The organism is Mycobacterium sp. NGS11 (genome assembly GCF_059813315.1).
Genome location: NZ_JCALEJ010000038.1, coordinates 1 through 26782 on the forward strand (window position 1 = coordinate 1; position 26782 = coordinate 26782).

Sequence of the window (26782 nt, forward strand, 5' to 3'; positions counted from 1 at the left end):
CACGGAGCCGTGCGCTGATATAGCGTGACATGCTCCGCCTCCTGGGCGATGTGTGGCACGAATTGGATGGCACTAGCTCCTGTACCGATGACGGCTACTTGCTTGCCGCGAAGCGAAACCGATCGGTCCCAACGCGCCGAATGAAAGCGCGGCCCCTGGAAGGTGTCTGCGTCCGCAATAAGGGGTACGTGCGGCAACGAGAGCTGACCCACGGCCGAGACGACGACATCGCAGGCTAGTGTCTCGTTCGAGTTCGTAGACAGGTTCCAACGTCCGAACTGCTCATCGAAGCGCATGTCGACAACTTCGGTGTGGGTACGCAGATGCGCGGCCAGTCCGCCACTCTCCACGAGTTGCCGGAGGTACTCGAGTATCTCGGGTTGCTCGGCATATCGACGTGACCATCGAGCATTGGGCTTGTATGAGAATGAATACAACGCAGACGGCACGTCGCAGGCCGCTCCCGGATAGGTGTTGTCACGCCAAACGCCGCCAATGTCTGCAGCCTTTTCCAGGATCGTGAAGTTCGTAAAACCGTCCTCCATCAGCCGGTGGGCCATCGCAACCCCAGCAAAGCCGGCCCCGATGATCACGATCGACGGATCGTATGCGCGACAGGGCGTCATGAAGTCGCTGCTCATGAGGCAGAGACAACTGACTTAACGCTGCCGCGGTGTCGGAGCATTGCCTGTTCGGACACTTTCACAGGATTCCCGAGGCTTCAAGGAAGCGTCCCGCTCGATGAATCGCGTCGCGAGCTTCGGGAAGAATCCGGAACATAGCCTGGAATACGTGGATCTGTCCCCGGAATACCTGGATCTCTACGTGGGATCCAGCCGATTGAAGTCGCTCGGCGAGACGACGCGAGTCATCGATCAACATTTCCCTCCCGCCCACCTGAATGAGGATCGGCGGCATCGAGGTGAGGTCCGCGTCAAGCACGCTGAGGCGCGGATCGTCGCGATCTGCACCCCCTACGTAGAGGTCAAGAGCGCGCGCTGCTGATTGAGCGGAGGCAAAAGGATCCCGGCGGCGAAGTTCACGCGTCCTGGCGAGTTCGCACCTGAGATCCAGGACGGGAGACATCAGCAGCATCGCATCAGGGAGCGGCAATCCAGCTGCACGCGCGCCCAAGGCCGTGGCCATCGTGAGCTGACCGCCCGCTGAATCTCCGGCAACCGCGACGGTGCGCTGGCAAGAACCCGGGGACCCTCCGCTGGTAAGCCAGCGATACGCGTTCAGTGCATCGTCCGCGGCTGCGGGATAGGGATATCGTGGCGCAAGTCGATACTTGACGGCGAAGATTGGGCGTCCGCTTGCAGAAGGCGAGTTCGCCGAGAAGACCGCGGTGCGTATCCGGCGAGCACATAGAATATGCACCGCCGTGTATGTATAGCATTGGGTTCGCATGCGGATTAATGACAGGCGTGTTGATCCAGTTCCCACGAATCGGGTTTCCGGCGAATACAGTGTCAACCTTGCGGACTGTGACGCCGCGCCGAGGCCGTGATGCGACGAGCGCTGTTCGAAGCACGCGATCCATCACCGCAAGTCCGTAGCCGTTTGATGGCATGAGCTGCGCCAGAGGGCGCAGCGTGGTCCGCGAAGACATCGCGACGAGATGACTGGCAATGCTGGGCTGCCAGTCAGGGGCATCCATTCTAGTCACCGGGGACGCACCTCCTCGGGCCGATTCTCGAATCGGTAGTCCGAGAGGCGAAAGGTGCGGCTCCGCCAGTACGTCTCCAGAGTCGTTGATGGACGGAGTGGAACGTCACCGTGCCTGTCAAAGTAGTAGCTGTTGGCATTGGAACAGCTCGGCTGCCAGAAAACCTGTCTGTGACGCCGCCTCAGCACTTCGGCGAAGTAACGGTCGTTCGCCTCCTTCTTCACCTCCACGCAGTTAGCACCCAGCGCCCGCGCGCGACGAAGACACCGGACGATGTGCCGACTCTGCGCCTCGATGAGCGTGAAGTACGAGGAACCGTTGTAGCCGTACGGGCCGAAGATGTTGAAATGATTCGGAAATCCCGGGACGCTCACCCCTTCGAAGGCCTGCAGTCGATGCTCGTCCCACCATGTAGCCTGCTCCAGCCCGCCGCGTCCCTTCAACACGTAAGTTGGCATGTTGCCCGACTCCATCACTTTGAAGCCGGTGGCCAGGATCAAGACGTCAATGGGATGAGCTTTGCCGTCTCGAGTATTGACGGATGCATGGTCGATATGGGTTATGCCGCTCGTCTCGAGCGAAACGTTGGACCGGTTGTACGTTGCGAGATAGGAATTGTGGAAGCTGGGTCGTTTACAGCCCAACGAGTAGCGCGGAATGAGTTGTTCTCTCGTCGTCGGGTCATGGACCTCACGCCGCATGTACCGCCTTGCGGCGCTCTCCATGACATCGGCGAACGGTATCACCGTATGAAAGTGAGCGGCTATTGGGAAAGTGATTTCCACGAACGCCTGGCTCGCGGTCCGGGTCACCAATTGTGCCCCCGGCAGGAAATGTAGAAGCCTTCCACCCCACGTCGGTATGGGGAAGTCTGGCTTCGGCAGACAATAAATTGGAGTTCGCTGAAAGACCGTCAGACTCTCCGCTTTTTTTGCGACTTCGGGTATCAATTGCACCGCCGATGCACCGGTACCGATTACTGCAACCCTCTTCCCGCTGAGATCTTTGGTATTGTCCCATCTAGCCGTGTGGAGCGTAACGCCGGCGAAATCTCGCACCCCCTTGATTTCAGGCCACTTTGGCCGACTGAGAACGCCGGAGCAATTTATCACGAAGCGTGCCGTGAACTCCTCACCATTGGCGCTGATCAAACGCCACCGTGTCGCGTTCTCGTCAAAACAAGCCTCGGTAATGGTGGTGTTGAAACGAATATGGTCCCGGAGCCCGTATTTTTCGACGCATCGCTCTGCATAGGCTTTGAGCTCATTGCCGTGGGCGTACGTGCGCGACCAAGAGGACCGCATTTCGTATGAGAATTGGTAACTATACGACGGTATATCGACAGCGACACCCGGGTAGGTGTTCCAGTGCCACGTACCACCTACGCCATCGGCGTCATCAACCATCAAGAAGTCGGTAAATCCCGCCTTCATCAGGCTAATGCCAGACCCAATGCCGGAAAATCCAGCTCCTATGATAATTATTTCGTAATGACGGTCGGACTTGCGATCCATTGCTCTTTTCATTCCACCGTTCTAACGGTCAGCCTTGCAAACTTGGGTTCAGAGTGATTGAGTCAGCTCGAGGTGCGTATCGTCGCGACGAGCTATCACGTAATCACGAGGATCCAAGCGGGAAAGTTCTCTCATAAACTGGGTCGCGAAACCTGGGTACATCGTGCCGTTGTAGCCGTCCTCGGTCAAATACCAACTGCTGCACCCCGAATTCCATGTCGTTCGTCGAAGGCGGCGCTGAATATCGGAGTGATAGCAGTCCTGGCGATCCTCCCTCACATCCAAAGTACCGATGTCATTTCGCTGAAGGAGCTCGATCGCCTGGACTATATAGCCAATTGCTGCCTCCATATATACGAGCGCCGAGTTGTGGCCTGGCCCGGAATTCGGTCCAAAAGTGAAGAACAAGTTCGGATAGCCGGCCACGCTCACGCTCTTGAAGGCGAATGTCCCCTGAGACCATTCATCGCCGAGCTTTCGACCACCGAGGCCGCTAATCGGGAACGGGGTGCCACGTTTGGCCACATCGAAGCCGGTGGCAAACACGATACAGTCCACCTCGTGCTCGACACCGTCGGCGGTCCGAACACCGTTGGGTGACAATGTGGTGATCGGCCAGCTGATCAGCTTGCAGTTTATCTGCCTGTAGCGCAGGGTAATAATCACTGGACATGAGCATGCGCTTGCATCCAGGTCTGAAATGGGGCGTCAACTGACGTCTCAACCAGGAGTCTTTCACCTGCCGACGGAGATGAGCTTTCGCCGCCAGCTGTATCGCGGATGTCGCGGCGGTGTTCCAGACCATACCCACTGCCATCACTTCGTGGGCCCAGAACCAGGCGTCACGGAGCGCTTGTTCGCTCACCGGCAAGTGTTTGAAGGTCGAACGCACCCAAGCCGGATGCTTGAGGTTCACCCTCGGCAAAACCCAGCCCGGCGTTCTCTGGAAAACTTTGACCGACGCGGCCGACTTCACGAGCTCAGGAATGATCTGTACCGCGCTCGCGCCTGTCCCGATGACTGCAACCCTCTTACCGCCGAGATCGTAGCCATGGTCCCATCGAGCGCTGTGGATCTTCTTTCCACCGTACGAGTCAATACCCCGAATATCGGGGAAGCTGGCGTTGGCAAGTGGTCCACTGGCCATCACAACTGACCGAGCTTGATACCGCTTTCCATCAGCCGTGTCGGCTACCCAGATGCCGGCACCCTCGTCGAACTCCAAGGCAGTCACGTCGGTATCGAACTGGATAAACCGGGCAAGATCGTACTTGGCGACCATATCGTCGATATATTCGAGGATCTCAACGCTCCCCGAGTAGGTACGAGTCCAGCCTGGGTTCGGCTCGAAGGAATAGGAGTAGAGAACTGAGGGAATATCGCACGCCGCACCGGGATAGGTATTGTCTCGCCACGTGCCTCCGACGCGATTTGACCGTTCCACGATGACGAAGTCATCTGTGCCCTCTTGCAGCAGCCGAATCGCCGTACCGATACCTGCGAACCCGGCGCCGACGATCAAAGTCGTCGTCGTGCCTGTCATTTGGCCACCGGTTCGTAGGTCAGTTCGTCCGTCCATGATGGCGGCCGACCGAAGATCTGAACAGGGAACACATCGATCGCATTGCCAAGGCGCTGAGACACGAAGTGCAGAGGCTGGGACCGCTTGATTGAAGACGACATGTGCGCCTTCAAGATGTGATAGCCGGGCACCCTCCGCGTGTGCTCACTCCGGTCGCCGACATTGGCATACCGCGTCACCGCGTTGTATAACTTTTCCTCGCACAAACCCATAGCGTTGAGATTCATCAACATGCGCATCAGGAGCGGGATATACAGCAACGCGCCGGTGAGAATGCGCGGATCCACCAGAGCGCCCGCAGTTTGAATTGCGTGAATTCGCAAGGGGCTGGCGCCCAGGTCATTCAAAACCTGGAAGCCAACCGCGAGATGTCGCGATTCGTCGCTATTAACCTTGTTGAAAACCTCCCCGCACACAGGGTCGTCAACCTCATCGAGGAGAAACTTCAGCAGCGCTCCGTCGAGCGCGATCTCCAGTGCCGGAATCGCGGCCCCGATTACGGTCAGGGGAAGGGCTTCGGCGTACCGGTCCAGCCATTCGATAACCAGCCGAATATTCTTGTTCGGGACCGGCTTCTCGCCTTCCTCAATCATGCCCCAGCGACGCATCAGGGCAAGTTCGGCATTGGCGTGACGCTGCTCCTCGGCGTGAAAGTAACGGTAAATGTCTCCGACTCCTTCAAAGGGTGCCTTCGGAGCCATCGCGGCGAAGGCACGTGCTCCGACATGCTCAATCCACACCACGTCGGACATGAATTGCTTGAGTTTGGGACGCTGTTCGTCGGTGATCAGTTCCGCGCCAGGGGCGTCCCAATCGATATCGGCGAGAGCCCATTGCTTGTTTTTGATTGTCTCGAGCATGTCGCTATATGCGAAAGGCATTTCCCTGCTCCTCTACTCGGCTGAATCGTGCCATGAGGCCATGCGCTCCACGAGGCCCAGCGTGCGTGTAAAGGGACCGGGTAGGGCTCTCTTCAGTTGCCACAAGACTTTGGCATCGAGTTGGGGTACTACATAAATTTGTCCGCGATCGTGCGCGTTCAACGTCGTTCGAGCAACGTGCTGTGGCGAAATGCCGGTCCATTTCATCAAGTTGGTCGCGAGTCGTGCAGCCGCCTCGTCGATTTGAGGATTATTGGCTATGTTCGTCTTCACGAAGGTGGGGCAAAGCACTGTGACGTTGACGTCAGTACCGCTCAGTTCGGCCGCCAATGTCTCCGATAGAGCGAGCACTCCGGCCTTGCTCACGTTGTAAGCCGCCATCCGAGGGGCCGAGCCGAAGCTCGCGGCGGACGCCACATTGATGACTCCGCCATGCCCATTGCTGCGTAGCCGAGGCACGAAAGTCTCGCACCCATAAATAACGCCCCAGAGGTTGACAGAAATCGCCGCGTTCCAGTCCTCGATCGACGTCGCGCCGATACGGTTGCCGCCCGCACCGATTCCGGCGTTGTTGATGACGAGGCTTGCAGCCTTCCCAAACCAGTCTTCGCTCGCGTCAGCGAGGTTACGAATCTGCTCAAGATCGGTGACGTCGCATGCGATGTCGAAACCCTCGCCGCCAGCCTGCCTCACCAACTCTGCCGACTCTTTTGCGGTTATGGGATCCCTGTCGGCGCAAACCACGCGTCCACCTCGGCGTGCAAGCTCCACGGCGAATGCGCGGCCGATACCGCTTCCTGCGCCTGTGACGACTGCATCGGCTCGGTGCGTTCTGCCTGGTGAGCCGTCGAATGGCAGCAATCTCATTCGTCTGCCTTTCGGGTCGCGACATTGACGTCGGCTGTGCGGAAACTCTCAATTGGGGGCATCAGCCACTATTGGGGTCGCATGCCACCAGTTTTGTCGTGGGGCGAGCACGTTGTCAAGATGGAGAGGTGCGGTCGATAAACAAGCGCTGGGGTGGTCGGACGGGTGCTGAGCGTCGTGCAGAGCGACGGCAACAATTGATCGAGGCCGCAACCGAGATTTGGAGTGAGAGCGGTTGGGCCGCAGTGACTATGCGCGGCGTATGCGCCCGCACGAGGCTGAACGATCGATACTTCTACGAGGACTTCAAGACGCGCGATGAGCTGCTCGTCGCAGCGTGGGATGGCGTCCGCAATGACATGCTCGGCGAGGTCGCCGCGCTCTTCGACGAGCGTGTGAATCGGCCGCCGATCGAAACCATCACCGCGGTGATCGCCATCGTGGTCGACCGGATCGCACGCGATCCCGGTCGGGCGCACATCCTCCTCGCTCAGCATGTTGGTAGCTCACCGCTACAAGACCGCCGCGCCGTGGCGCTACAGGAAGCAACGCAGTTGGTCGTTGAGGCAAGCCGGCCACACCTCCGACGAGATGCCGACGAGATAGCCCTTCGCATGGACACTCTGATCGCAGTCGGGGGGTTCGTCGAAGTCATGACGGCCTGGCACTCGGGTCTGCTTGCGGTCACCGAGAAGGAAATGGTCGCGCACACGAGCAGACTGGCTGAAACCCTGGCTCAACGCTATATCGTCAGCGACTGACCCAGGATCACAGGCCAGCCAGCTCCGTGGCGATCGCTGCCGAACCCCATTCTTGGTCCGACCGCCGCCTTCACCAGCACCGAGCACCGCGCCCGTGACGCTGCCGGCGCCCACGCTGTTCGGCAGGAGCGAAGCAGGAACAGTGCTCCCTGCGTCGCCCAACTTCCGCACCTTTGCTATCCCGACTGAGCGATAACTCGCTGTGAACCGTCTTGGTCGAACAGTTCCTTACTCCAACGCTCCAGGACCGCAGCACTGTCCCAATCATCAGGGTGGAAACCCGGGCGATTGTAGGAACGGAAACGCCGCAGCGCATCAGCGGTGAACATCGGGGTGCGACTGAAGCGGTACAGACTGCGCATCAACGTGACCGGGTTATACGAGGCTCTATCAGCGGCCATGGACAAGGCAGTCTGCAGAATGAGTTCGCCGAATAAAATTACTGAAGCGATCCGCATGCCCCGTACACGGGTGCGCTCGGTTCCCCCCACGAGCCGATAGACGTCGAAGGCAACCGCTTTGTGCTCCGACTCCTCGAACGCATGCCACAGCAGAATCGGTCGAACCTCTGTCTGTCCAATGAGCTTCTGGGCATCTTCGCTGGTAAGAATGATTTCCGCCAGCGTAGCGGTGTAGTGCTCCAATGCGGAAGTCATGGACAGCCGCATTTCCGGCGAAAAGCGCCGTTCCAATCGCTTGATCAAGCGTGCGACGTGACGATCGATTCGCGCGGTCGGATAACCCATGGCCTGGAGTCGTTCGTTGAGGAGCCGATGCTGGTGTCGGTGCGTGGCCTCTTGTCCGATGAAACCCTTGACCGCTGTCTCCAATTGGGGATCGTCGATGGAACTCTGGAAGTTCCTGACCGAGCGGATGAAGAAATCCTCGCCTTCCGGGAACGTCGCAGAAAGCGTCGAGATGAAATGGCTCATCACCAGGTCGCCATCTACGAAGTGTTGCCGCTTCGTGGAGGTCGGCATCGGAAACCGAACACGCCTGGGTTTTGGCAGCACCCGGGTCCTGGTCGGGGCTTGATCGTCCGACATTTCAGGTCCTTCCTCGAAGTTTGATCTGACTTTATGCCTTGTCAGATAAGACTGCCAGACTGTAGGACATGAGTCCAGCACGTGTTTATGGCGGGCTGTCCGCAACTCAACGCGATGCGCAGCGCCGCGTGATGTTGATCGATGCCGCGGTCGCAATCATGGGGACCCAAGGAGCTGCCGCGTGCACAGTGACCGCCGTGTGTGCGAAGTCAGGGGTGACGAGCCGGTATTTCTACCAGCAGTTTCGCGACCGAGACGCGCTCTTGTGTGCGGTCTTTGCCAAGATCTCCGCCACCTTCCAAGCGGTGATAACCAGCGCCATTCCGCACGACACCGTTGCTCCTCAAGAACTCGCTCACGCTCCGATCGAGGCCCTGGTTCAGATGATCGAGAACGATCCCAGCATGGCCCGCATACTGTTTGTCGAATCGGGCGCGGAACCCCTCCTCCGGCAGCTGCGAAGCGAACTGATGACAGGTTTTGCGGAGCTCGTCCTCAGAGAGGCCCGCCTGCACCTCGATATACCCAGTGAGGTGCTTGAAGTCGCAGATCTCGCCGCTACCTACGGTGTCGGGGGCCTGTTCGAGATACTCCGCCGCTGGATAGACGGACAACTGAACCACTCGACTGAAATGCTTATCGAGCACTGTGCGGGTTTTCTCGGCAGTCTCGGCCTATACACCCTCGGGCAGGCGCCTGATCCGACCGCTCCGCGGCTAGCCGCAGCTGACGAGACGCGATAGATTCTGACCGACCCGGCGTTACGCACGCCTCGGTTCGCTGAAGGGCATGGCGGACGCTACAGGCCAGTGCCATCTTCGGCGGTGGTGACGTCGATACCGAGGATCTCATCGACCTCGTTCTCACGGAGTCACTGCGGCTCGCTCGCGCCGGTTCCCGGTTCCTGGTGGGCGCAAGATGATCCGCGACATCACCGGGTACACATCCGGCCAGCGCCATGTGTGCCGTCGCGCCCACAGTCAATTCCTTCGATCGCTCGATCTGCAGCGAAGCGCACCGCTTCGGTCCATCGCCATTCGACGGAACCACGGCGCGGAAACAAATCCGACGCCCGCTCCCGCGCCGTTGTCACTTGATGTTAATTGCGGCTAACATCAGCGCCTAGCAGATCGACCTCGATGCTCGCCCGGAGGGAAAATTTTGGTACAGGTCCTGCCCGAGCGTGTCGACGACACTGCGCCCAGCTATCTCGAGAACCGCGAAGGACTGAGCGCGCAACTCGACACCATCGCGGAGCAACTGAGGCTGGTCAACGGCGGCGGTGGCGGCGCAAAACACGTTGCGCCGCCACCGCAAGCGGGGCAAGCTGCTCGTCCGCGAGCGCATCGAGCTGATGCTCGAGCCCGACACAGCGTTCCTCGAACTATGGTGTCAGCCGGTCACACGCTCGTCGTGCTGGAGGCGATGAAGATGGAGCACACCGTCGCGAGCCCGATCGACGGGGTGCTGAGCGCCCTGCCGGCCCAGGTCGGCCATCAGGTCTCGAGCGGTGATGTACTCGCCGTGGGAGCGGCGGTGGACGGCGGTGAGGTGGCCTCGGACGCCACGGAGCACTGATGAACCCGGCGTGCACCCGATCGGTGGCGCGTCGATACCGATGTGAGGATAGTCATGGAATTGCACGAGACCGAGGAACGTCAGGACCTGCGCAAGGCGGTCGCCGAGTTAGCTAAGGACTTTGGACACGAGTACTACCTGGAGAAGTCGCTGGCCGGCGAGAAGAGCACCGAACTATGGCAGGCCGTCGGCAAGCAGGGCTTCCTCGGCGTGAACCTTTCCGAGCAGTACGGCGGTGGCGGCGGCGGCATCTACGACATGCAGATCGTCGGCGAGGAGCTCGCCGCTGCCGGCTGCCCACTGCTGATGACCGTCGTCTCGCCGACCATCTGCGGCACGATCATCCAGGCTTACGGCAGTGAGCAACTCAAGCAGCAGTGGCTGCCGGGTATCGCCAGCGGCAAGACGATCATGGCCTTCGCGATCACCGAGCCGGACGCCGGCTCGAACTCGCACAACATCTCCACGACCGCCAAACGCGACGGTGACGACTGGGTCATCAACGGCACCAAGTACTACATCTCTGGCGTCGACGAAGCCGAGGCGATCCTGGTCGTCACCCGCACCTCTACCAATGACCGTGGTCGCGGGCTTCTCAGCCTGCTCGTCGTGCCCACCGATGTCCCCGGGCTAACCAAGTCGCTCATCCCGGTCCAGGCCGTCACTCCGGAGAAGCAGTTCACTCTGTTCTTCGACGACGTCCGCGTGCCGGCCGCCAACTTGATCGGCGCGGAGAACGAGGGCCTGCGCCAAGTCTTTATGGGCCTGAACCCGGAGCGGATCATGGGAGCGGCGCTCGGCAACGGCATCGGTCGCTACGCGCTCGATAAAGCCGCCGACTACGCCCGCGGGCGCCACGTGTGGGGCGCGCCGATCGGCTCACACCAGGGGGTGTCCCACCCGCTTGCCCACGCCAGAATCCAGGTCGAGCTGGCCCGGTTGATGACCCAGCGCGCCGCCGCTCTGCACGACGCCGGCGACCCCGGCTCGGGTGAGGCGTCGAACATGGCGAAATACGCCGCGGCCGAGGCGGGCATCCTGGCGCTTGATCAGGCGATTCAAACCCACGGCGGCAACGGTATGGCCACGGAGTACGGCCTCGCCACGCTGTGGGGCCCGGCCCGGCTCATGCGCACCGCGCCGATCAGCCGCGAGATGATCCTCAACTTCGTGGCGCAGCACAGCCTGAAACTGCCCGCGTCCTACTGAGTCGCCGCGAACGGGAAGGGAATCGCATGCAACTCGGCATCGGTCAGTGGGTGACCCGGCGCTCCTTCCTCAACGGCGGGCGCACCGCGTTGATCAGCAACGGCGAGCACATCACCTACGCCGACCTCGATCGGCGCACCAACCAGGTCGCCGCCGCACTCCTTGCCCTCGGCGTGCGCAGGGGCGATCGGGTCGCTCTGCTGCTGGTCAATTCGGCCGAGTTCATCGAGGTGCTGCTGGGCTGCGCCAAAATCGGCGCACTTGCAGTGCCGCTCAACGTACGCCTCGCCGGACCCGAGATCGGCTATATCCTGGCCGACTCCGGGGCCGACATCCTGGTCTTCCATGAGCCGTTGGCCGCTCAGGCCACGAGGGCCGTCACCGAGTCCGGAGTCCGCGTGCGCCACGTCGTGCGCGCCGGTGGGGTGCAGGCGCCGGGTGAGCTCGGCTACGAAGACGTCGTCTCGGGCGGGCCGCCCGAACCGCTCGGCGGCGACGTCGCCGGCCGCGACCCCGCGTTCATCATGTACACGTCGGGGACGACGGGCCGACCTAAGGGCGCCATCCTCACCCACGAAAACCTGCTATGGAACGCGATCAACGTCCTCGGCACCGATATCGGTCTGCGGGGCGAGGACGTCACCGTCGCGGTGGCGCCGATGTTCCACATCGGCGGGCTAGGAGTACACACACTGCCGCTGCTCTACGTCGGCGGCACCAGCGTCATCATGCCGTCCTTCGAGCCGCGAGCGACATTACAGGCGATGGCCGACCACCGGGTCACGGTCCAGTTCATGGTGCCGGCCATGTGGACCGCTCTCACGCAGGTGTGCGACTTCGACTCCTTTGACCTGTCTGCATTGCGTTTCGCCATGGGCGGCGGGTCGCCCGTCCCCCTCACGGTCATCGACTTCATGCGCGAGCGAGACGTGCCCTTCACCGAGGGCTTCGGCATGACCGAGACCGCTCCCCTGGTGACCGTCCTCGACGCCGACAACATCAGCAAACGGGCCGGGTCGATCGGCCGCGTCGCAATGCATGTCGACGCCCGCATCGTCGACGACGACGACGACGACCGCGACGTCGCGACCGACACCGTGGGCGAACTGATCGTGCGTGGCCCGAATGTGTTCACCGGATACTGGATGAAGCCCGAGGCGAGCGCCGAGGCGTTACGCGGAGGCTGGTTCCACACAGGCGACCTCGGGCGCATGGACGCGGAGGGCTACATCACCCTCGTCGACCGCAAGAAGGACATGATCATCTCCGGCGGCGAAAACGTCTACCCGATCGAGGTCGAGCAGGTTCTCTTCCGCCATCCGGCGGTGCTTGACGCCGCCGTGATCGGCGGCAAGGACTCAAAGTGGGGCGAACGCGTCGTCGCGATCGTCGTCGCCGACCCGGCAACACAGGCACCTAGCGCCGAGGAGATCGTGGCTTGGTGCCGGGAGCGGCTGGGGCACTTCAAGTGTCCGCGCGACGTGCACTTCGTCGCAGAACTCCCGCGAAACGCCACCGGCAAGCTACTCAAGACCGAGCTTCGCGCGCAGTTCACGGGCATCGAGGGCGGAGTCGTCCTGCGCTGAGTCAGTGCCCTGCACATCGCCGCTTCGCGGGTTCGAAGCAGAGCCTCGAAATCGGTGAACTGAGAAGAGGATGCGACAGCATTGGCGGGGGCTAGCGGTTACGTTCACCTCCCTCGAGATGGTGTGGCGGGTGTCGACGCAGACAACCCCAGCATCGGTAGGATCCCAGCCCAGCGGATCGGACCGCGAACGAAGTAACCACAAGGCGGCAGGAGGCGTGAACGTGGCCGGTTTGCGCCGCAAACTGCTCCTTGAGGCCGCCGCCGACCTGTTCGCACGCCAAGGCTTTCACGCCGTGGGCATCGACGACATCGGTGCCGCAGCGGGGGTGAGCGGGCCGGCCGTCTACCGGCACTTTCAGAACAAGGACGCGATCCTGCGCGATCTGTGCGACGCCGCCATGACTGAGCTGCTGGCCGGCGCCCGCCGCGCCACGACGGCCGGCACACCGACAGAGGTCCTGCACACCCTGGTCGATCTGCACGCGGCCTTCGGCGCGCGACGACGCGGCCTGCTGGCCGTCTACGCCCGCGAGCACCGCTCGCTGTCACCGCTGGCGACCCGTGCCCTGCGACGTCGACAGCACAGCTACGAGTCCATCTGGGTCGACGCGCTCGTACGGGCACGCGGCGATCTAAACCGTGAGCGCGCACAGGGCCTGGTCGCCGCCGTGCTGTCATTGCTGAACGCGTCCGCGTACATGCCGGCTTCGCTGGACGACGCGACGATCGAGGCGATGCTGGCCGCCGCGGCCGTTGCGGCGCTGTTCAGCGGCGCGCCGTGACCGGATTCGGCGTGGCGGCCGGCTGAGTCCCCTCAGGATTCTGAAGCCGCCCCAGCATCACGACCTGTCCGCTGACGTAGTCGGACTCGGGGTGACACAGCAGGTAGCCGGCGCCGGCGCCGCACCGCATTGTTCAGCGTGTGTCGAGCAGCGATTCGGGAACGTCCACCACTCGGGATCGCACGTACTCCCCGCGGCCCTTGGCTTGGGCGCCCGGCCGGGTCGAGGAGGCCACCTTCAACGTGTCCGGCGGCGGACTGCCTTTCGTACCGCTGATCGCGACGCGGTGCTCACCCTGTTGAGCCAGCCGGATGGTGTCGAAATGGGTGACGCGTCGGGGCCCGAGGTACGCAGGTTCAGCGATCTTGTAGAGCAGCTGGGCGGCGACCGTGCCGACTGAGACCAGTCCCCCGGTGCCGGAATGCTTCGTGATCACCGAAGAGCCGTCCTCGGCGACCTCGGCGATCGGAAACCCGGGTAGCGGCGGTCGGTGATCTCGTCGAGGAACGCGTAGTTGCCGCCCGTCGCCTGAGGGCCATCATCGGCAGGTAGTCGCTGCTGAAACCGTCGGGGTCGGTGGCCGAGCGCACCGCCACGTCGTCGAAGAACGCCAGATGGCTCATCTGGTCGCAGATCGTCCAGCCCACGGCCGGAGTCGGCGCGTCCCAGCCGCGCGGCCCTTCGGTCAGCGGCGCGACCAATCCGCGTAGGGCTGCCGTCTCTCCGCTTCGATGTCGGTTACCGACTGCATTGTCACCGCCATGTCAGCGTCCCTTCCACTGTGGTGCACGCTTCTCGCGGAACGCCGTCGGGCCTTCCTGCGCGTCGTCGCTCAGATAGACCGGCTCCCATATCTCGTCTGCCAGGTCGTAGGCGGCGGCGAGGTGATGCTGTGCCGATAGGTACACGGTGCGCTTGGACGCGAGCACCGATAGCGGTGCGTTCGCGGCGATGCTGAGCGCCAACTGCTGGGTACGCTCGCGCAACTGATCGGCCGGCACCACCTCGTTGACCAAGCCGACCTGGTGGGCGCGCTCGGCGGTGATCGGGTCGCCAGTCAGCAAGATCTGCATGGCGACGCGCGGAGGCACCAGCCAGGACAGGGGTGCCGCCCAGGGCGACCCGCGGCCGACCTTGACCTCGCTGACGGCGAAGGTCGCGTGTTCGGCAGCCACTACGAGGTCGCACTGCTGCGCGAGCAGGAAGCCCCCGGCGAACGCGACACCGTTGACCGCGGCGATCGTCGGCTTCGCGACATCGATGTTGCGGCCGAACTGCGGAGCGAAGTCCTTCGGCGGCACCTTGAGCGCATCCTGCGCCATCTCCTTCAAGTCCCCGCCGGCACAGAACGCCTTGTCGCCCGCGCCGGTGAGGACCAGCACCTTCGCTGCGTCGTCGTCATTGAAGCGGCGTACCGCGTCGAAAAGCCCCGTGCGCACAGCGTTGTTCAGCGCGTTGCGCGCCTCGGGCCGGTTGATCGTCAGCCAGGCCACGCTGTCGACGACCTCGTAGCGAATCGGTTGCTCGGCCACCGAGCCTCCGTCCCTCACCGTCGCCTCGCATGTGAGTGGCAGTTCACCCCGGCACCTCGACAAACGGGGCGGCCAGCTCAACGGTGGCTTCACTCGGCACGCACGGACCATCTTCGCTCGAGACGAGCAACTCGAGGTCGACGAGGCGCCGTCCGCCATCGTCGCGTTTGGCCACGACCTTGCCGCTCAGGGTCGCGGTCTGGCCCGGGTAGATCGACCGGATCATTGAGATTTTGCGGCGTCGGATGAGCGCGTCGGGTCCGGCCCATTCGTTGAGTCCGCGGTCGATGAAGCCATGGAAGAAGAGGGTTGACAGGTAGATCGTGCGCTGGCCCTGGCTGCGCGCGTAGTCGGGGTCGTGGTGACCGGGGAACCAGTCCCATGTCGAGGCCGCGTTCATGCAGATGCGCTTGTAGCTGATCTCGATCGAGACGGGCGTCAGGGTGTCGCCGACGGTGACGTCCTCGAACCGCACGGGGACGCGGACCATGCTGTGGTCCGTGGACTCGTTCATGATGCGCCTTCACTATCGGCGGTGTCGTATCGGAAGAGCACGTTGGTGTTGCGGCCGATGACCTCACCGTGCTGGTCGGAGAAGGTGCTCACCGTGGTGATGAACACGCCGGTGCCCACCCGCGTCGTCTTCGGCTCGGAGATCGAGGCGATCTCCTCCACAATTGACACGTGATCGCCTACCCGGGGCCGGCGTTCGAACTCCGTCGTCGTTGATGCGTTGATGATGTGGTGGCCGGGCAACGGGACGCTGAGCGCGAACATCATGTCCGCACGCGCTAGGTACTCGGGCACCCACTGCGGCGCGAAGCCGAGGCTCATCAGCAGTCCGGGCGGGCAGTCCTCACCCTCCCAGTAGCGGGGGTTCGCGTCCTCGACGAGCGAGCAGTAGTACAACACCATTGAGCGGTCGATCGGGAACCACGCACGCCGCGGTTCCGAGCGATGACCGATCCACGCCCGGCCCTCGCCGAAGGTCCCGAAGGTCATGCCCAGGCCGGTGACGTCGCTCGTCGGCGCGCTCACGACGCCACCAGCACGACGGCGCTCCCCTTTATCGCGGGTTCGCCGGTCTGGCGCGTGACCACGAGTTCGAGGTCGGCCACCTGGTGCCCTCCGGCCTCACGCACGCCGGTGACCCTGCCGGCGAAGTTGAGCAGGTCACCGGGCCATACCTGACCGGTGAAACGGATGCGGAACGAGCGGATGTTGGCGAGACCTACCCAGGCGGTCAGCCGCTGGGCGAGCACGCCGCCGTGCAGCAGTCCCATGCCGAAAACACCGGGCATGCCGGCCGCGCGGGCGAACTCTTCGTCGTGGTGGATCGGGTTGAAGTCGCCGCCGGCGCCTGCGTAGCGGACGATGTGGGAGCGCGTCAGCGGCCCGAACTGCGAGGTCGGCATCTCGTCGCCGGGGGCCAACATTACCGGCGCGGTGGATGCCGTCATCGGGTGGAGCCTCCGGTCTCGATCAAGACGTCGGTCTGGCGCACGACGAGCTCGTCGCGCTGATTGGTGAAGTCGGTCTCGATCGTGACCATTGTCATGGTGCCGCCGCGCTTGCCCTCGCGGCTGGTCACGTTTGACACCCGGCGCGTCTCGGTGAGCTCATCGCCGACGAACACCGGCGCGAAGTACTCCCAGCCGCACTCACCGTGCAGTACGCGTCGCAGGTCGAGCCCGAGGGCGCCGAACATTTCGTCGTCAGCGCGCCAATGAGCCGAGGAGACGACGAAGGTCGGCGGAGCGGGGATCGAGCCGAAGCCGGCGGCCCGGGCGGCCGCGACGTCCAGGTAGATCGGGTCGCGGTCGCCGAGCGAAAGCGTGAACTCGCGCACTTTGGACCGCTCGACCGGAAACGTGGTCCTGCCGATTTGCGTCCCGATGAGCGAGGCGTCAGCCATTCTGGTCACCTTTCCCGCCGGCGAGAGCCGGCGCACAATCGCGGATGAGGCTGCCGATGTTCTCGGCGATGCGTCCGGGCTCGAGGCCAATCGAGGGTGAGTAGAGAACGATGTGGTCCAGCACGCCCTCGTAGCGACGCAGCCCGGCGCGGACCTCGGCGGCGGTACCGGCCACGGCCATCGCGTCGATCATGTCGTCGGTGACCGCGGCGAACATCGCCGGCAGGTCGCGCCTTGCGAACGCGTCGCGGATGGCCGCCCCCTGCGCGGCGAAGCCGCTGACGTCGAGGACGGGCTCGTAGGTCTTCACCGAGGAGTAGAACGCGATCTGCTGCGCGGCCTCACGGCGTGCAATTTGCGGATCGTCGTGCACCGCGCAGATGACCATGGAAACGATCTCAATGTCGGCCGGGTCGCGCCCGGCCCGTTCCGCACCGCGCATGACGGCCGGGCGGGCGACCTCCTCGACGTAAGTCGTGGTGAACAGCGGATGACCGGCCAACCCGTCGGCGACGCGCCCGGCCACCTCGCACATCCGCGGACGCACCCCGGCGGTGATGATCGGGATGGCCCGCTTCGGCGGCGCCACCTCGCCGGTCGGAACGAGATTCATCCGATAGAAGCGCCCCTCGTGGTGGACGGGGCCCTCGTGGAGGTTCCATATCCGTCGCACGAGGGGAACCAGTTCCTCCATGCGCAGAGCGGGTGCGGAGGTGTCCTCGACGCCGTGCCAGTCGCTCATCATGCGGCGTGTGCCGTTTCCGAGTCCGAGCACGACGCGCCCGCCGGAGAGCTCGTCGAGGTCGCGCGCCTCGGTGGCGAGCACGAGCGGGCTGCGCCCGACGCCGTACAGGATCGACGACCCGACGCGGCACCGTCTTGTGCGCGCGGCGATTGCGGCCATCGAGATCGAGCCAGATCGCGAGTAGAACTCCGAGGCCCAGGCGGCGTCGAAACCGGCGAGGTCGGCAGCCTCGGCCGTATCGACAAGGGTGGCCAAGTCCGCGCCGAGCACCGAGACGCCGTACGTGCTCACGACGCCGCCGGCCTGAATCGGACCAGCCCAAGATCCTCGTTCACCCGCTCGAACACTGCGCGCACTCGCGCGCCGATGACGACGCCGTCGGGGGGCACGCCCTCGAGACTGGCCAACAACTGCGGCCCCTCGTCCAGACGAACGAGCACGACGACGTACGGCTCGCTGCGCGGGAACGAGTCCCACGGGGGGCGGTACACCGGCGCGAAACTGACGATCTCACCAGTCCCCGCCGCGGTCTCCCAGGCCAACTCACCGTCATGGCAGACGGGACACACCAGCCGCGGGTAGAGGAAAGGGTGGCCGTTCGCGCACCGCTGGAAGACGAGTACGCCGCGGGCCGCTGCTGCGAAGTAAGGACGGGTGACATCGGTCAGCGGCGGCAGCGCCTCAGGATCGTGCAGACCGTGGAGGGAACTCGAAGCTGCGGTCATGACGCTCCCTCCATCACCATGCTGACGTGACTGCACAGCATCGAGCCGTAGCTGTGCACGAACGCGGTGTCCGCCCCGAGCACCTGACGGCCCTCGGCGCGACCGGACAGCTGCCAGTAACCCTCAAGGATCTGCGAAATGCCAGAGGAGGTCCCGGTGTGCCCGAACCGGATCAGGCCGCCGTCGGTGTTCACCGGCAGGTCGCCGCCCGGATCGGCGCAGCCGTCACGGTAGAAATCGCCTGCCCCGCCGGGCTTCACGAATCCCGCCTCCTCAAGGATCATCGCAGGATTGGAGGCGAAGGCGTCATAGAGCAAGGCGACGTCGATGTCGTCCGGCGCCCGTCCGGAGCGCTCGAAGGCCATCGGACCAGAACGGGCGGCCCCGGTACGACCCGGCCGGGCCAGGGAGGTCAGAAAACCGTGGGTGTGACCCTCTCCGAAGCCGAGCAGGTGGACTGGCCGGTGCTTGCCCGCGCGAGCCCGGCGGGCCGAGCCCAGCACGAGCGCGCCACCGCCCTCGCAGGGAATCGAGCAGTGGTAGAAGTGGAACGGCCCGGCGATCGGGCGGGACGCCAGCACGTCCTCCACACTCAGGCGTTGTGAGCGGTGCGCGATCGCCGCAGGATTTAGCGCGGCCCAACGGTCCTGCGACGCGGTGACCTCGGCAATGTCCGCCTTGCCCTGTCCTGTCTCGTGCATCCAGGCCTGCGCGATCAAACCGTACAGCGCCGGCACGGACGGTCCGTAGGGCATCTCGAACGCGTGGTCACACACCAGCGCCATCAGTTCGCGCCCGCCATCGCGGATCGGTGGAAACTTGCCCGCCGACACGACCAGCACCGTCTCGGCCTCGCCCCGGGCGATGACGTTACTAGCCATGCGCGTCATGGCCAGATGGGTCCCGCCGCCAAGCTGACAGGTCATCTGAAGTTTCAGGTTGTGTAGCCCGAGATAGTCCATGAGGTCCTCGGACAGGAAGATCGAACCCTCGTTCGTCATCGGCCCGGCGCATACGAGACCGTCAACCTCGTCTGGGGCCACCCCCGCATCAGCGAGAGCCGCGACCGCGGCGCGCACATGCAATTCAGTGGAGGTGTACGGAACGTTTCTTCCTGGAGCGAGTTCGGCGGCACCGATGATGGCCGGCTGGTCGTGTGGCATCCGGACTCCTCTCGACCACGCGTTCAACGCCGGCCCCGACGTGAACGACGGTTAGCATAGCGTGACCAGGGGTCCGCGTCACCCCCCGCCCGCACCCGCCGCTAGCGCGGTATGGATTCTCTGGAATGTCGTTGCGCCTCTTCCCAAGAGGGTGCTGCGATGACCGAAACCCGCGCCGATCGTGTCGTTTCTCGACGATGTCCAAGTGACAGATAGGGCCGATCGCGAAGCCCGCTGGTTCCGGTGGACGCCCGGCACACGCCGGGGCGGATCTATGGCCTCAGTCGCGCGTTTTTCTGAAGTGGCGCGGTGAACGACCGGTCCACCGTTTGAAGGCATGTGTGAAGTTCGTGAGGTCCGCGTACCCGAGTTCTGCCGCGATCTCGCTTACAGACAACGATCTGTCGAGAAGTCGCAGAATTGCTCGCTCCCGCAAGAAGGACTGACGCAATTCGCGAAAGGTGGTCCCCTCTTCGCTGAGGCGCCGCTTCAGCGTGCTCGGCGATATCGACAGCTCGCCCGCCGTCCGGCTAATGTTCGTTTGTCCGGGATCTTTTTCCAGCAGGTCTCTTACTTTTTCGGAGAACGACGTGTCACGTCGTTGATCGAGAGTTCGCTGCAAATCGGTGACGGCAATCCGATACACAACAGGATCGGAGAATCGACAGACCTCCTTGAGCGTCGCTTCGGGAACGTGGACGAACGAGCTAGGGGCGTCGAAGAAGATCCGACCCGCCAAGGATTCTTCATGAAGAACCCATGACTCCGGCGCTGAATGACTCAGATGCAGTTCAATATTCGGTACGGCACCCGCGAGCATATCGAGCAAACGCAGCAGCGCCAGCCCACCGTAGGTGACGGCCAGGCAGTTCAGGCCCTCGTCACCTGTGAGACCCGTGAGCCCGATCGTGAGGCCGCGTTCAGTCGAATGGAACGACGGGCTGAGGGCTGTTGTGATCACCGGCAGATAAGCAAGTAACTCGACAACCTCGGCTACCGAGCCCGCACTGACCAAGGGAACACTAAGTGCCCCAAAGGACGTCAGTTTGGCGTGTTCAGCGAACGCGAAACCCAGACGGGTTCCCTGATCACAATCGAAATCGGGGTATATCTCCCTGAACCACCGTAGGGGGACCTGCGCGTCGCGCCCCACCAACATCGACTCGGTGACGTGGTCGCGAACCATGAGGCTGCGCAGCGCATTGCTTGCGTCATGCCCCAGCGCCTCGCTGTCCAGCATCTGCAGGAAAGCCAGCGCTGGCATACCCGAGTCGTCGAGTTTCACGTGTCTCCTTGCGTGAGCTAAAAACACAACTCTTTGACTCTCGCGAGCCTAGCGACGCTGGTCACGCGCGACAACACTAGTTAAGAGGAGTTCCAGATTGAGGAGAGTTAACCATGGCAGTCGTCACCTTCGTCTCTCATGACGGCGAGAAGTACGAGGCCCCCTTGACCGAAGGGCAGTCGTTGATGCAGATCGCGGTCAACAACGCGGTGCCCGGCATTGACGGTGATTGTGGAGGGGAAGCCGCATGCGGAACGTGCCACGTGATCGTCGCTCGCGAGTGGTCGGACACGGTGGGTCTTTGCGGCGCCAACGAAGAGAACATGCTGGCGATGAGCCCCGAGCGTCAGCCGACATCGAGGCTGTCGTGCCAGATGGCCGCCTCCGAGGCATGGGATGGCTTGACGGTCGAGCTGCCCGAGTTCCAGATGTGAAACAACGGCATGGATTTGGAGGAAACAATATGAGTATTCCCGCGGCAGTGACCGCCAAAGCCCAGTCTGCCGTGCCTCTGGAGCTGCGAATCCGCGGCGCACACGTGTACGACAAGACACGCCGGTGGGTAACCGGAACCAATGGTAAGAAGATCTTCACCGAGACCCCTATTCCCCCGGTCGAGGACGTTGATATCGCTGACATCGATCTCAGCAACCCGTTCCTCTATCGCCAGGGCCGCTGGAAGTCCTACTTCGAACGGGTGCGCAACGAGGCGCCGGTGCATTACCAGGCGAACAGTTCGTTCGGCCCGTTCTGGTCGGTGACCCGTCACGCGGATATCATCGCCGTCGACAAGAACCACGAGGCCTTCTCCGCAGAGCCGTTCATCATCATCGGGAGACCGCCCCGCTTTATGGACATCGCCATGTTCATCGCGATGGATCCGCCGCGCCACGACGTGCAGCGAGCTTCCGTCCAGGGGGTTGTCGCGCCGAAGAACTTGCGCGAGATGGAGGGGCTGATCCGGTCGCGTGTCAAGGAAGTGCTGGACAATCTACCGGTGGATCAGCCGTTCAATTGGGTGCAGCACGTTTCCATCGAGCTGACAGCGCGCATGCTCGCGACCCTGTTGGACTTTCCGTACGAGCAGCGGCACAAGCTCGTGGAATGGTCGGACCTCGCCACCTCCATGGAGCAAGCCAATGGTGGTCCTTCGGACAACGACAGAGTGTTTCGTGGCATGGTCGACATGGCAAAGGGGCTCAGCGCCCTCTGGCATGACAGGGCGGCCCGTACGGCCAACGGGGAGCAACCGGGCTTCGATCTGATCTCGATGCTGCAGGCCAACGAGGACACGAAGGACCTCGTCGACCGCCCGATGGAATTCCTCGGGAATTTGGTACTGCTGATCGTCGGGGGGAACGACACGACTCGTAATTCGATGAGCGGAGGGGTTCTCGCCTTGAACCAGTTCCCCGATCAGTTCGAGAAGTTGAAGGCGAACCCTGGCCTGATTCCCAACATGGTATCCGAGATCATTCGCTGGCAGACCCCGTTGGCGTACATGCGCCGAGTCGCGAAAAAAGACATCATGTTGAACGGGCAGTTCATCCGCAAGGGCGACAAGGTCGTGATGTGGTACGCCTCTGGTAACCGCGATGAGCGTGTCTTCGAGCGGGCCGATGAGTTGATCATCGATAGGAGCAACGCGCGCAATCACATCTCGTTCGGGTTCGGCGTGCACAGGTGCATGGGAAACCGGCTCGCTGAGTTGCAGCTGCGAATCCTGTGGGAGGAATTGCTGCCTCGCTTTGAGAACATCGAGGTGGTAGGCGAACCCGAGTATGTGCAATCGAATTTCGTCAGGGGTATCAGCAAGCTGATGGTTCGCCTCACTCCCAAGCAGAGTGCATGACATCCGAGCGTTCGGTGACTGTCGGGGCCAGCCACGCCGGAGTGCAGTTAGCAGGCAATCTCCGGCGGGAGGGGTGGTCCGGGGAGATCGTCCTCATTGGTGACGAGGCGGGATTGCCCTACCACCGCCCTCCACTGTCGAAGGCCTACCTGGCCGGCAAGAGCGGCCTCGACGATCTCCTGATTCGCGGCGCTGATTTCTACGAAAAGCAGAACATTCGACTCTTGAATGCGACCGTGGAGGCGGTCGACCGGAGTGCCAAGCGTGTGTCTCTGAGCACCGGCGATACGCTGACGTACACCAAGCTCGCGTTGTGCATCGGCGCAAGGGCCAGACGACTCCCCACGCCTGGGGTGGATCTTCCCGGAATTCACTACCTGCGTACCGCTGCAGACGTCGAGTCGATCCGTGCCGCCGCCGCATCGGGTCGGAGGGTCGTGATTGTGGGTGGCGGTTACATCGGGTTGGAAACGGCGGCCTCGCTGTGTTCGCTCGGCATGAACGTCACTGTTCTCGAGGCAACGGAGCGTGTACTCGAACGGGTTACCGCGCCGGAGGTTTCCGCGTTTTACACGCGGATCCACCGCGGCGAGGGAGTGGAGATCCGAACACACGCCCTCGTCGAAGCCTTTTCCGGTAACGGTCAGGTCCAGGAGGTAGTGCTGGCTGGCGGTGAATCGGTGCCCACCGACTTGGTGATCATCGGCGTCGGTGTGGTGCCGAACACTGAGCTCGCCTCGGCCGCAGGATTATCCGTTGACAACGGCATCGTGATCGACGACCAGGCCCGCACCAGCGATCCCGACATCGTGGCCGCCGGCGACTGCACCAGCCACACCATGGCTCGATACGGCTCGCGTATTCGTTTGGAATCCGTATCGAGTGCCGGCGAGCAGGCCAAGGTCGCTGCGGCGACAATCTGCGGGAAGCACAGCGCGATCGCTGCACTTCCGTGGTTCTGGTCCGACCAGTACGATCTCAAACTCCAGATTGCCGGTCTCAACGCCGGATACGACGAAGTGTTGCTCAGTGGTGACCCGTCGCGTGACCGTGACTTCAGCTGCTTCTACTTCCGCGGGGGCCAACTCATCGCCGCCGACTGCGTCAATCGTCCTCGCGATTTCATGTTCAGTAAGCGGGCCATCGGCCAGCAACGTCGGGTTGACCGCTCAGATTTGCTCGCCGGCTCGCTCTGACATCCTGCGACGGCGGCAAAACCATGCGCTCGGGACTCCGCAGACTCTGCCGTCGGCTCAGGTAAATAGGTCGCAAAAGCTTGCTGGTCACAAACTGTGGACAACTCCCAGGTACCTGAGTGCTACGCGGGAGATCCGCTCACCAGTGGTGGCGATGTCCGCGGTGGGGAGTACAACGTGACTGACTGTCAGTCGCACCAGCACATCTGCGACGTCCTCGACGTCTTCGGGGTCGAGATCGGCGAAGTGGTCGTTGAACCAGGTGATCAGGGCCCCGGAACAGAGCGCAAGCAGGGAAGCCGACGTCGGCAGAAGTGGGAGGACCCCCGTAGACGAGGAGCCACCGCGATCATTCGCCGAGGGGTTGGACGTCAGAACTGCCTTGAGGAGCGGGCTGTCTTCTGCTTCGCAGAGGGTGAACTGCACCGCTGCGGTGATGCCGCCCTGCACGTCGCCCGCATGTTCGGCAAGGACGGCACGAATGCCTTCTACAAAGCGCTCGCCCTCTGAGACCACGAGCGCGTCACCGAGCCCCTGTTTGTCGCCGAACTCTTTGTACAACGTCGGGCGGGAGACGCCGACCGATTCGGCAACCTCGCTCATCCGGACCTGATCCCAGCCCTTCTCGATGGTGAGTGCTCGTGTCGCCCTCAGAACCTGTTCGCGCACATGCCGGCGGAAAGACATACGCACTGGTTCAGTCGGCATAGGAGCAGGATAGGCGCCAGCCCTACGAGGGCAGTAAACCGACTTGCAGGGGGTTCATATGGTCCTGCCGAGGAATTCGACGACTGCCGTCGAGAATGCGTCGTTGTTGTCGCCGGCAATCATGTGGCCCGCGCCCGACACGTCAACGGTTTGCGCGTGCGGAACGACGGTGAGGAAATGCTGAACTGTCTTTTCGGAGACCATGTCAGATAGCAGGCCCCGGACCAGCAACGTTGGCGCGGACACCTGCCGCGCACCATCGAGAAGGAACGCGCTCATCATCTCGAAGTACTCAGCGCCCTCGTCTGGATCACCCTGCAGGAACTGGAAATTCGACGTCACGAAGGCTGGATCCCATCGCCAGGCCCAGCGACCGTCTTCGCGACGTTGGAGGACTTTTCGGAGGCCGTCGAGGCTTTCGGGGCGAGGGCGGTGCGGGTTGTAGGCGGCAATCACTTCAGCGGCCGACGCTAGGCTGTCGAAACCTTCGGGGTGTGCCGACATGAACGCTACGACGCGTCGGGCGCCGTCCATCTCCATTCGCGGCGTGACGTCAACCAGAACGACGGCCTGCCATAGTTCCGGCGGGGCGAGTAAGTGTGTGCCCAGAATGGTCAAGCCGCCCAGAGAGGCGCCGATCGCGGCAACTGGGCGGGCGGTGCCGGCGTAGGAGCGCACGGCCAATAGGTCGGAGCCCAGCCGGTCCATGTCATAGCGTCCGTCCGGGTCCCAGTCGCTGTCACCGTGCCCCCTCGCGTCATACGCGACCACCGTGTATCCCCGCTGGTGCAGGCGTTGGGCGGTGAGATCCCAGGCGTGCCGGCTTTGACCACCGCCGTGAAGGAGCAACACGACCGCCCGGGGCGCGTCACAGCGGTAGAGGTCGGCCGCGAGCGACAGCCCATCGGCCGTGGGCACGCGCTCGACGACAGGGGCCGACGAATCACCTGCTCTGTTTGCAGGCATCAGGAGTCCGTCTTCGGTGCGACGACGGTTACGGTGCCCTGGGCCGCACACACCGCTCTGCCGTCGTTGCAAACGTCGATCCGCGCCACACCGCTGGTTCTGCCCAGCGAGATGATCTCAGCCGTGGCCACACAGATGCCGCTGGAGACCGGACGAAGCAGATTCAGTTTGAACTCCGTCGTCGCGACCCAAGATCCCATCGGAATCACGGGATAAAACACCACTCCGAGGCAGTGGTCGACCATGGCCGATAAGCAGCCCCCATGCAAGTTGCCGAAAGGCGTCTTCAGGTCATCGCGCGCGTCCATCTCCGCAACGAGCCGTCCCGCGGTGAATTCCGTGTGCCGGAAGCCGAGGTAACCGGCCAACCCGCCCGTGGTTTCTGCTGCGCTCTTGAGCTGCTCAGCGACCTGTTCATTGAACGTGGCGAATTGCACAGGCCCTCCTACCTCATCTGCCGTCGAGACATTACGCCATAGATGTCACATCGGTCGAGCGTGGTCACCCGCCAGGATCGCGGGAAGGAGAAACCTCGACAGAAACGCCCGGAGTCCGTCACGGCTGCGCTCCCGCGGCCCACGAACAGTCAGCAGGCTCAGTATCGTGCGGACAACCCACTCGGCGGCGTCGTCGACGGAGACGCCCGGTTCCACGCAACTCCAGTGTCTGGTGAAGATGGGACGCAGAAATTCGGTGACGATTTCGAAGAGGGACGTCGAGGTCCCCGCCGCGAGACCCACGCCGGCGAGTTCCTCGTCGCTGCCGAACAACAATCCGATGATCTCTTCGCGGCGCGCGGCCTCAACCGTGTATTCCACGAAATCGACGAGCGCGGAGCCCAGGTCGGCGTGCGCCGCGATCCGCGGGCTGATGCGGTCGAGATAGCGCTCGGCGGCGCGAATGATGACGCCCGACATCACCGCCTCCCGACTGGGGAAGTAGCGATATACCGTCGCCCTGGACACACCCGCTGTTCTGCCGATGTCCTCCATGGTCGTGCCCACCACACCGCAACTCTCGAGGCACCGCTCGGCAGCATCGAGCAACCGGTCGCGAGCGGACCCACGATCTGCCGGCGCGGCGGCGCCCCATCTCAACAACTTCGTCGGCACACAGCCAGTATGCCGCGAGCGCACACCATTGTGACTTGCCCACGCACATGACACCATCGCGGTTATGTCTCAAGTCAGCCCCTTGGCCCTGAGCGGGTGCCGATGC

At 63.0% G+C, this 26782-nt stretch carries 26 protein-coding genes and 6 pseudogenes; 10 read left to right on the top strand and 22 right to left on the bottom strand.

The genetic code is table 11. The annotated features are described in order from the left end of the window. From AC5Y4T_RS24825 to AC5Y4T_RS24850, 6 genes and pseudogenes are all read right to left on the bottom strand, one after another. Positions 1-641, bottom strand: a 641-nt coding sequence (locus AC5Y4T_RS24825; RefSeq protein WP_499955977.1) for a flavin-containing monooxygenase, incomplete at its 3' end; no start/stop codon positions are given. Between the two features lie 61 nt (positions 642-702). Continuing rightward, positions 703-1660, bottom strand: a pseudogene (locus AC5Y4T_RS24830) (alpha/beta hydrolase). Positions 1661-1665: 5 nt separating this feature from the next. Beyond that, complete coding sequence (locus tag AC5Y4T_RS24835; RefSeq protein WP_065120222.1) at positions 1666-3183, bottom strand: flavin-containing monooxygenase; 1518 nt, start codon at positions 3181-3183, stop codon at positions 1666-1668. 48 nt (positions 3184-3231) lie between these two features. Further along, positions 3232-4726 (bottom strand): annotated as a pseudogene (locus AC5Y4T_RS24840) (flavin-containing monooxygenase). Continuing rightward, positions 4723-5646, bottom strand: coding sequence for a reductase (locus AC5Y4T_RS24845; RefSeq protein WP_065120223.1), 924 nt, complete (start codon positions 5644-5646; stop codon positions 4723-4725). Before AC5Y4T_RS24845 ends, AC5Y4T_RS24840 begins: the two are co-directional and overlap by 4 nt. A 12-nt stretch (positions 5647-5658) precedes the next feature. After that, positions 5659-6513, bottom strand: a complete 855-nt coding sequence (locus AC5Y4T_RS24850) for an SDR family NAD(P)-dependent oxidoreductase (protein WP_065120224.1) — start codon at positions 6511-6513, stop codon at positions 5659-5661. A 128-nt stretch (positions 6514-6641) separates the two neighbouring features. Between AC5Y4T_RS24850 and AC5Y4T_RS24855 the strand changes: the two genes are divergently transcribed. Continuing rightward, complete coding sequence (locus AC5Y4T_RS24855) at positions 6642-7274, top strand: TetR/AcrR family transcriptional regulator (protein ID WP_095763925.1); 633 nt, start codon at positions 6642-6644, stop codon at positions 7272-7274. A gap of 176 nt (positions 7275-7450) precedes the next feature. Here AC5Y4T_RS24855 and AC5Y4T_RS24860 read toward each other — a convergent pair whose 3' ends face one another. Beyond that, positions 7451-8320, bottom strand: coding sequence for a metal-dependent hydrolase (locus AC5Y4T_RS24860; protein WP_065120226.1), 870 nt, complete (start codon positions 8318-8320; stop codon positions 7451-7453). A 68-nt stretch (positions 8321-8388) separates the two neighbouring features. Between AC5Y4T_RS24860 and AC5Y4T_RS24865 the strand changes: the two genes are divergently transcribed. From AC5Y4T_RS24865 to AC5Y4T_RS24890, 6 genes and pseudogenes are all read left to right on the top strand, one after another. Continuing rightward, entirely contained in the window at positions 8389-9063 is a 675-nt protein-coding gene (locus AC5Y4T_RS24865) for a TetR/AcrR family transcriptional regulator (RefSeq protein WP_065120227.1), read from the top strand. A gap of 418 nt (positions 9064-9481) precedes the next feature. Then, positions 9482-9707, top strand: a pseudogene (locus tag AC5Y4T_RS24870) (acyl-CoA carboxylase subunit beta); the annotation flags it as partial. Positions 9708-9709: 2 nt separating this feature from the next. After that, positions 9710-9898 (top strand): annotated as a pseudogene (locus AC5Y4T_RS24875) (acyl-CoA carboxylase biotin carboxyl carrier protein subunit); the annotation flags it as partial. Between the two features lie 54 nt (positions 9899-9952). Continuing rightward, positions 9953-11107: an acyl-CoA dehydrogenase family protein gene (locus AC5Y4T_RS24880; protein ID WP_069953686.1), complete on the top strand. Its 1155-nt coding sequence runs from the start codon at positions 9953-9955 to the stop codon at positions 11105-11107. Positions 11108-11133: 26 nt separating this feature from the next. Beyond that, complete coding sequence (locus AC5Y4T_RS24885) at positions 11134-12693, top strand: acyl-CoA synthetase (RefSeq protein WP_069953685.1); 1560 nt, start codon at positions 11134-11136, stop codon at positions 12691-12693. A 223-nt stretch (positions 12694-12916) separates the two neighbouring features. After that, entirely contained in the window at positions 12917-13477 is a 561-nt protein-coding gene (locus AC5Y4T_RS24890) for a TetR/AcrR family transcriptional regulator (protein WP_069953933.1), read from the top strand. A gap of 229 nt (positions 13478-13706) precedes the next feature. Here AC5Y4T_RS24890 and AC5Y4T_RS24895 read toward each other — a convergent pair. From AC5Y4T_RS24895 to AC5Y4T_RS24945, 11 genes and pseudogenes are all read right to left on the bottom strand, one after another. Next, a pseudogene (locus AC5Y4T_RS24895) lies at positions 13707-14014 on the bottom strand (acyclic terpene utilization AtuA family protein); the annotation flags it as partial. Next, positions 14011-14240 (bottom strand): annotated as a pseudogene (locus tag AC5Y4T_RS24900) (maleylpyruvate isomerase N-terminal domain-containing protein); the annotation flags it as partial. The pseudogenes AC5Y4T_RS24900 and AC5Y4T_RS24895, both read right to left, overlap by 4 nt. Before the next feature lies 1 nt (position 14241). Further along, positions 14242-15009, bottom strand: coding sequence for an enoyl-CoA hydratase/isomerase family protein (locus tag AC5Y4T_RS24905; RefSeq protein WP_069953683.1), 768 nt, complete (start codon positions 15007-15009; stop codon positions 14242-14244). 43 nt (positions 15010-15052) lie between these two features. Beyond that, positions 15053-15523, bottom strand: a complete 471-nt coding sequence (locus tag AC5Y4T_RS24910) for a hotdog family protein (RefSeq protein ID WP_069953682.1) — start codon at positions 15521-15523, stop codon at positions 15053-15055. Continuing rightward, positions 15520-16011, bottom strand: a complete 492-nt coding sequence (locus AC5Y4T_RS24915; protein WP_173662750.1) for an FAS1-like dehydratase domain-containing protein — start codon at positions 16009-16011, stop codon at positions 15520-15522. The genes AC5Y4T_RS24910 and AC5Y4T_RS24915 overlap by 4 nt, the downstream gene beginning before the upstream one ends. Positions 16012-16043: 32 nt before the next feature. Further along, positions 16044-16469, bottom strand: coding sequence for a MaoC/PaaZ C-terminal domain-containing protein (locus tag AC5Y4T_RS24920; RefSeq protein ID WP_069953680.1), 426 nt, complete (start codon positions 16467-16469; stop codon positions 16044-16046). Continuing rightward, positions 16466-16924 carry a MaoC family dehydratase N-terminal domain-containing protein gene (locus AC5Y4T_RS24925; RefSeq protein ID WP_069953679.1) on the bottom strand — a complete coding sequence of 153 codons (459 nt, stop codon included), beginning with the start codon at positions 16922-16924 and terminating at the stop codon, positions 16466-16468. The genes AC5Y4T_RS24920 and AC5Y4T_RS24925 overlap by 4 nt, the downstream gene beginning before the upstream one ends. After that, the gene (locus tag AC5Y4T_RS24930) at positions 16917-17960 is read right to left on the bottom strand and encodes an LLM class flavin-dependent oxidoreductase (RefSeq protein ID WP_069953678.1); all 1044 of its coding nucleotides are present in this window, start codon (positions 17958-17960) and stop codon (positions 16917-16919) included. Before AC5Y4T_RS24930 ends, AC5Y4T_RS24925 begins: the two co-directional genes overlap by 8 nt. After that, positions 17957-18394 (bottom strand): Zn-ribbon domain-containing OB-fold protein, encoded by a 438-nt coding sequence (locus AC5Y4T_RS24935; protein ID WP_069953677.1) that lies wholly within the window; start codon positions 18392-18394, stop codon positions 17957-17959. Before AC5Y4T_RS24935 ends, AC5Y4T_RS24930 begins: the two co-directional genes overlap by 4 nt. Then, positions 18391-19557 (bottom strand): thiolase family protein, encoded by a 1167-nt coding sequence (locus tag AC5Y4T_RS24940; protein WP_069953676.1) that lies wholly within the window; start codon positions 19555-19557, stop codon positions 18391-18393. The genes AC5Y4T_RS24935 and AC5Y4T_RS24940 overlap by 4 nt, the downstream gene beginning before the upstream one ends. Positions 19558-19837: 280 nt before the next feature. Further along, complete coding sequence (locus tag AC5Y4T_RS24945; RefSeq protein WP_499955985.1) at positions 19838-20842, bottom strand: helix-turn-helix domain-containing protein; 1005 nt, start codon at positions 20840-20842, stop codon at positions 19838-19840. Between the two features lie 113 nt (positions 20843-20955). Between AC5Y4T_RS24945 and AC5Y4T_RS24950 the strand changes: the two genes are divergently transcribed. Genes AC5Y4T_RS24950 through AC5Y4T_RS24960 form a run of 3 tightly spaced genes read left to right on the top strand, consistent with a single transcriptional unit; the run spans position 20956 to position 23890 of the window. Next, the gene (locus AC5Y4T_RS24950; protein WP_072501201.1) at positions 20956-21276 is read left to right on the top strand and encodes a 2Fe-2S iron-sulfur cluster-binding protein; all 321 of its coding nucleotides are present in this window, start codon (positions 20956-20958) and stop codon (positions 21274-21276) included. A gap of 29 nt (positions 21277-21305) precedes the next feature. Then, positions 21306-22694 (top strand): cytochrome P450, encoded by a 1389-nt coding sequence (locus tag AC5Y4T_RS24955; RefSeq protein WP_072501200.1) that lies wholly within the window; start codon positions 21306-21308, stop codon positions 22692-22694. Beyond that, positions 22691-23890 (top strand): NAD(P)/FAD-dependent oxidoreductase, encoded by a 1200-nt coding sequence (locus AC5Y4T_RS24960; protein ID WP_069953674.1) that lies wholly within the window; start codon positions 22691-22693, stop codon positions 23888-23890. The genes AC5Y4T_RS24955 and AC5Y4T_RS24960 overlap by 4 nt, the downstream gene beginning before the upstream one ends. A gap of 87 nt (positions 23891-23977) precedes the next feature. On the opposite strand, the gene AC5Y4T_RS24965 is transcribed toward AC5Y4T_RS24960, so the two are convergent. The 4 genes from AC5Y4T_RS24965 to AC5Y4T_RS24980 all read right to left on the bottom strand — a co-directional run bounded on the left by AC5Y4T_RS24965 (position 23978) and on the right by AC5Y4T_RS24980 (position 26733). After that, complete coding sequence (locus AC5Y4T_RS24965; protein WP_173662749.1) at positions 23978-24559, bottom strand: TetR/AcrR family transcriptional regulator; 582 nt, start codon at positions 24557-24559, stop codon at positions 23978-23980. 93 nt (positions 24560-24652) lie between these two features. Then, positions 24653-25564: an alpha/beta fold hydrolase gene (locus AC5Y4T_RS24970; protein WP_069953672.1), complete on the bottom strand. Its 912-nt coding sequence runs from the start codon at positions 25562-25564 to the stop codon at positions 24653-24655. Beyond that, positions 25564-26001 carry a PaaI family thioesterase gene (locus tag AC5Y4T_RS24975; RefSeq protein WP_069953671.1) on the bottom strand — a complete coding sequence of 146 codons (438 nt, stop codon included), beginning with the start codon at positions 25999-26001 and terminating at the stop codon, positions 25564-25566. The genes AC5Y4T_RS24970 and AC5Y4T_RS24975 overlap by 1 nt, the downstream gene beginning before the upstream one ends. Positions 26002-26046: 45 nt before the next feature. Continuing rightward, the gene (locus AC5Y4T_RS24980; RefSeq protein WP_095763931.1) at positions 26047-26733 is read right to left on the bottom strand and encodes a TetR/AcrR family transcriptional regulator; all 687 of its coding nucleotides are present in this window, start codon (positions 26731-26733) and stop codon (positions 26047-26049) included. Between the last annotated feature and the right edge of the window lie 49 nt (positions 26734-26782).

Excerpts from the sequence above, each read along its gene's own strand:
- AC5Y4T_RS24920 (WP_069953680.1), bottom strand. The coding sequence starts at position 16,469 with ATGACGGCATCCACCGCGCCGGTAATGTTGGCCCCCGGCGACGAGATG.
- AC5Y4T_RS24860 (WP_065120226.1), bottom strand. The coding sequence starts at position 8,320 with ATGTCGGACGATCAAGCCCCGACCAGGACCCGGGTGCTGCCAAAACCC.
- AC5Y4T_RS24835 (WP_065120222.1), bottom strand. The coding sequence starts at position 3,183 with ATGGATCGCAAGTCCGACCGTCATTACGAAATAATTATCATAGGAGCT.
- AC5Y4T_RS24955 (WP_072501200.1), top strand. The coding sequence starts at position 21,306 with ATGAGTATTCCCGCGGCAGTGACCGCCAAAGCCCAGTCTGCCGTGCCT.
- AC5Y4T_RS24960 (WP_069953674.1), top strand. The coding sequence starts at position 22,691 with ATGACATCCGAGCGTTCGGTGACTGTCGGGGCCAGCCACGCCGGAGTG.
- AC5Y4T_RS24850 (WP_065120224.1), bottom strand. The coding sequence starts at position 6,513 with ATGAGATTGCTGCCATTCGACGGCTCACCAGGCAGAACGCACCGAGCC.
- AC5Y4T_RS24980 (WP_095763931.1), bottom strand. The coding sequence starts at position 26,733 with ATGGTGTCATGTGCGTGGGCAAGTCACAATGGTGTGCGCTCGCGGCAT.
- AC5Y4T_RS24845 (WP_065120223.1), bottom strand. The coding sequence starts at position 5,646 with ATGCCTTTCGCATATAGCGACATGCTCGAGACAATCAAAAACAAGCAA.
- AC5Y4T_RS24880 (WP_069953686.1), top strand. The coding sequence starts at position 9,953 with ATGGAATTGCACGAGACCGAGGAACGTCAGGACCTGCGCAAGGCGGTC.
- AC5Y4T_RS24935 (WP_069953677.1), bottom strand. The coding sequence starts at position 18,394 with ATGACCGCAGCTTCGAGTTCCCTCCACGGTCTGCACGATCCTGAGGCG.
- AC5Y4T_RS24865 (WP_065120227.1), top strand. The coding sequence starts at position 8,389 with ATGAGTCCAGCACGTGTTTATGGCGGGCTGTCCGCAACTCAACGCGAT.
- AC5Y4T_RS24950 (WP_072501201.1), top strand. The coding sequence starts at position 20,956 with ATGGCAGTCGTCACCTTCGTCTCTCATGACGGCGAGAAGTACGAGGCC.
- AC5Y4T_RS24970 (WP_069953672.1), bottom strand. The coding sequence starts at position 25,564 with ATGCCTGCAAACAGAGCAGGTGATTCGTCGGCCCCTGTCGTCGAGCGC.
- AC5Y4T_RS24910 (WP_069953682.1), bottom strand. The coding sequence starts at position 15,523 with ATGAACGAGTCCACGGACCACAGCATGGTCCGCGTCCCCGTGCGGTTC.
- AC5Y4T_RS24885 (WP_069953685.1), top strand. The coding sequence starts at position 11,134 with ATGCAACTCGGCATCGGTCAGTGGGTGACCCGGCGCTCCTTCCTCAAC.
- AC5Y4T_RS24925 (WP_069953679.1), bottom strand. The coding sequence starts at position 16,924 with ATGGCTGACGCCTCGCTCATCGGGACGCAAATCGGCAGGACCACGTTT.
- AC5Y4T_RS24940 (WP_069953676.1), bottom strand. The coding sequence starts at position 19,557 with ATGCCACACGACCAGCCGGCCATCATCGGTGCCGCCGAACTCGCTCCA.
- AC5Y4T_RS24915 (WP_173662750.1), bottom strand. The coding sequence starts at position 16,011 with ATGACCTTCGGGACCTTCGGCGAGGGCCGGGCGTGGATCGGTCATCGC.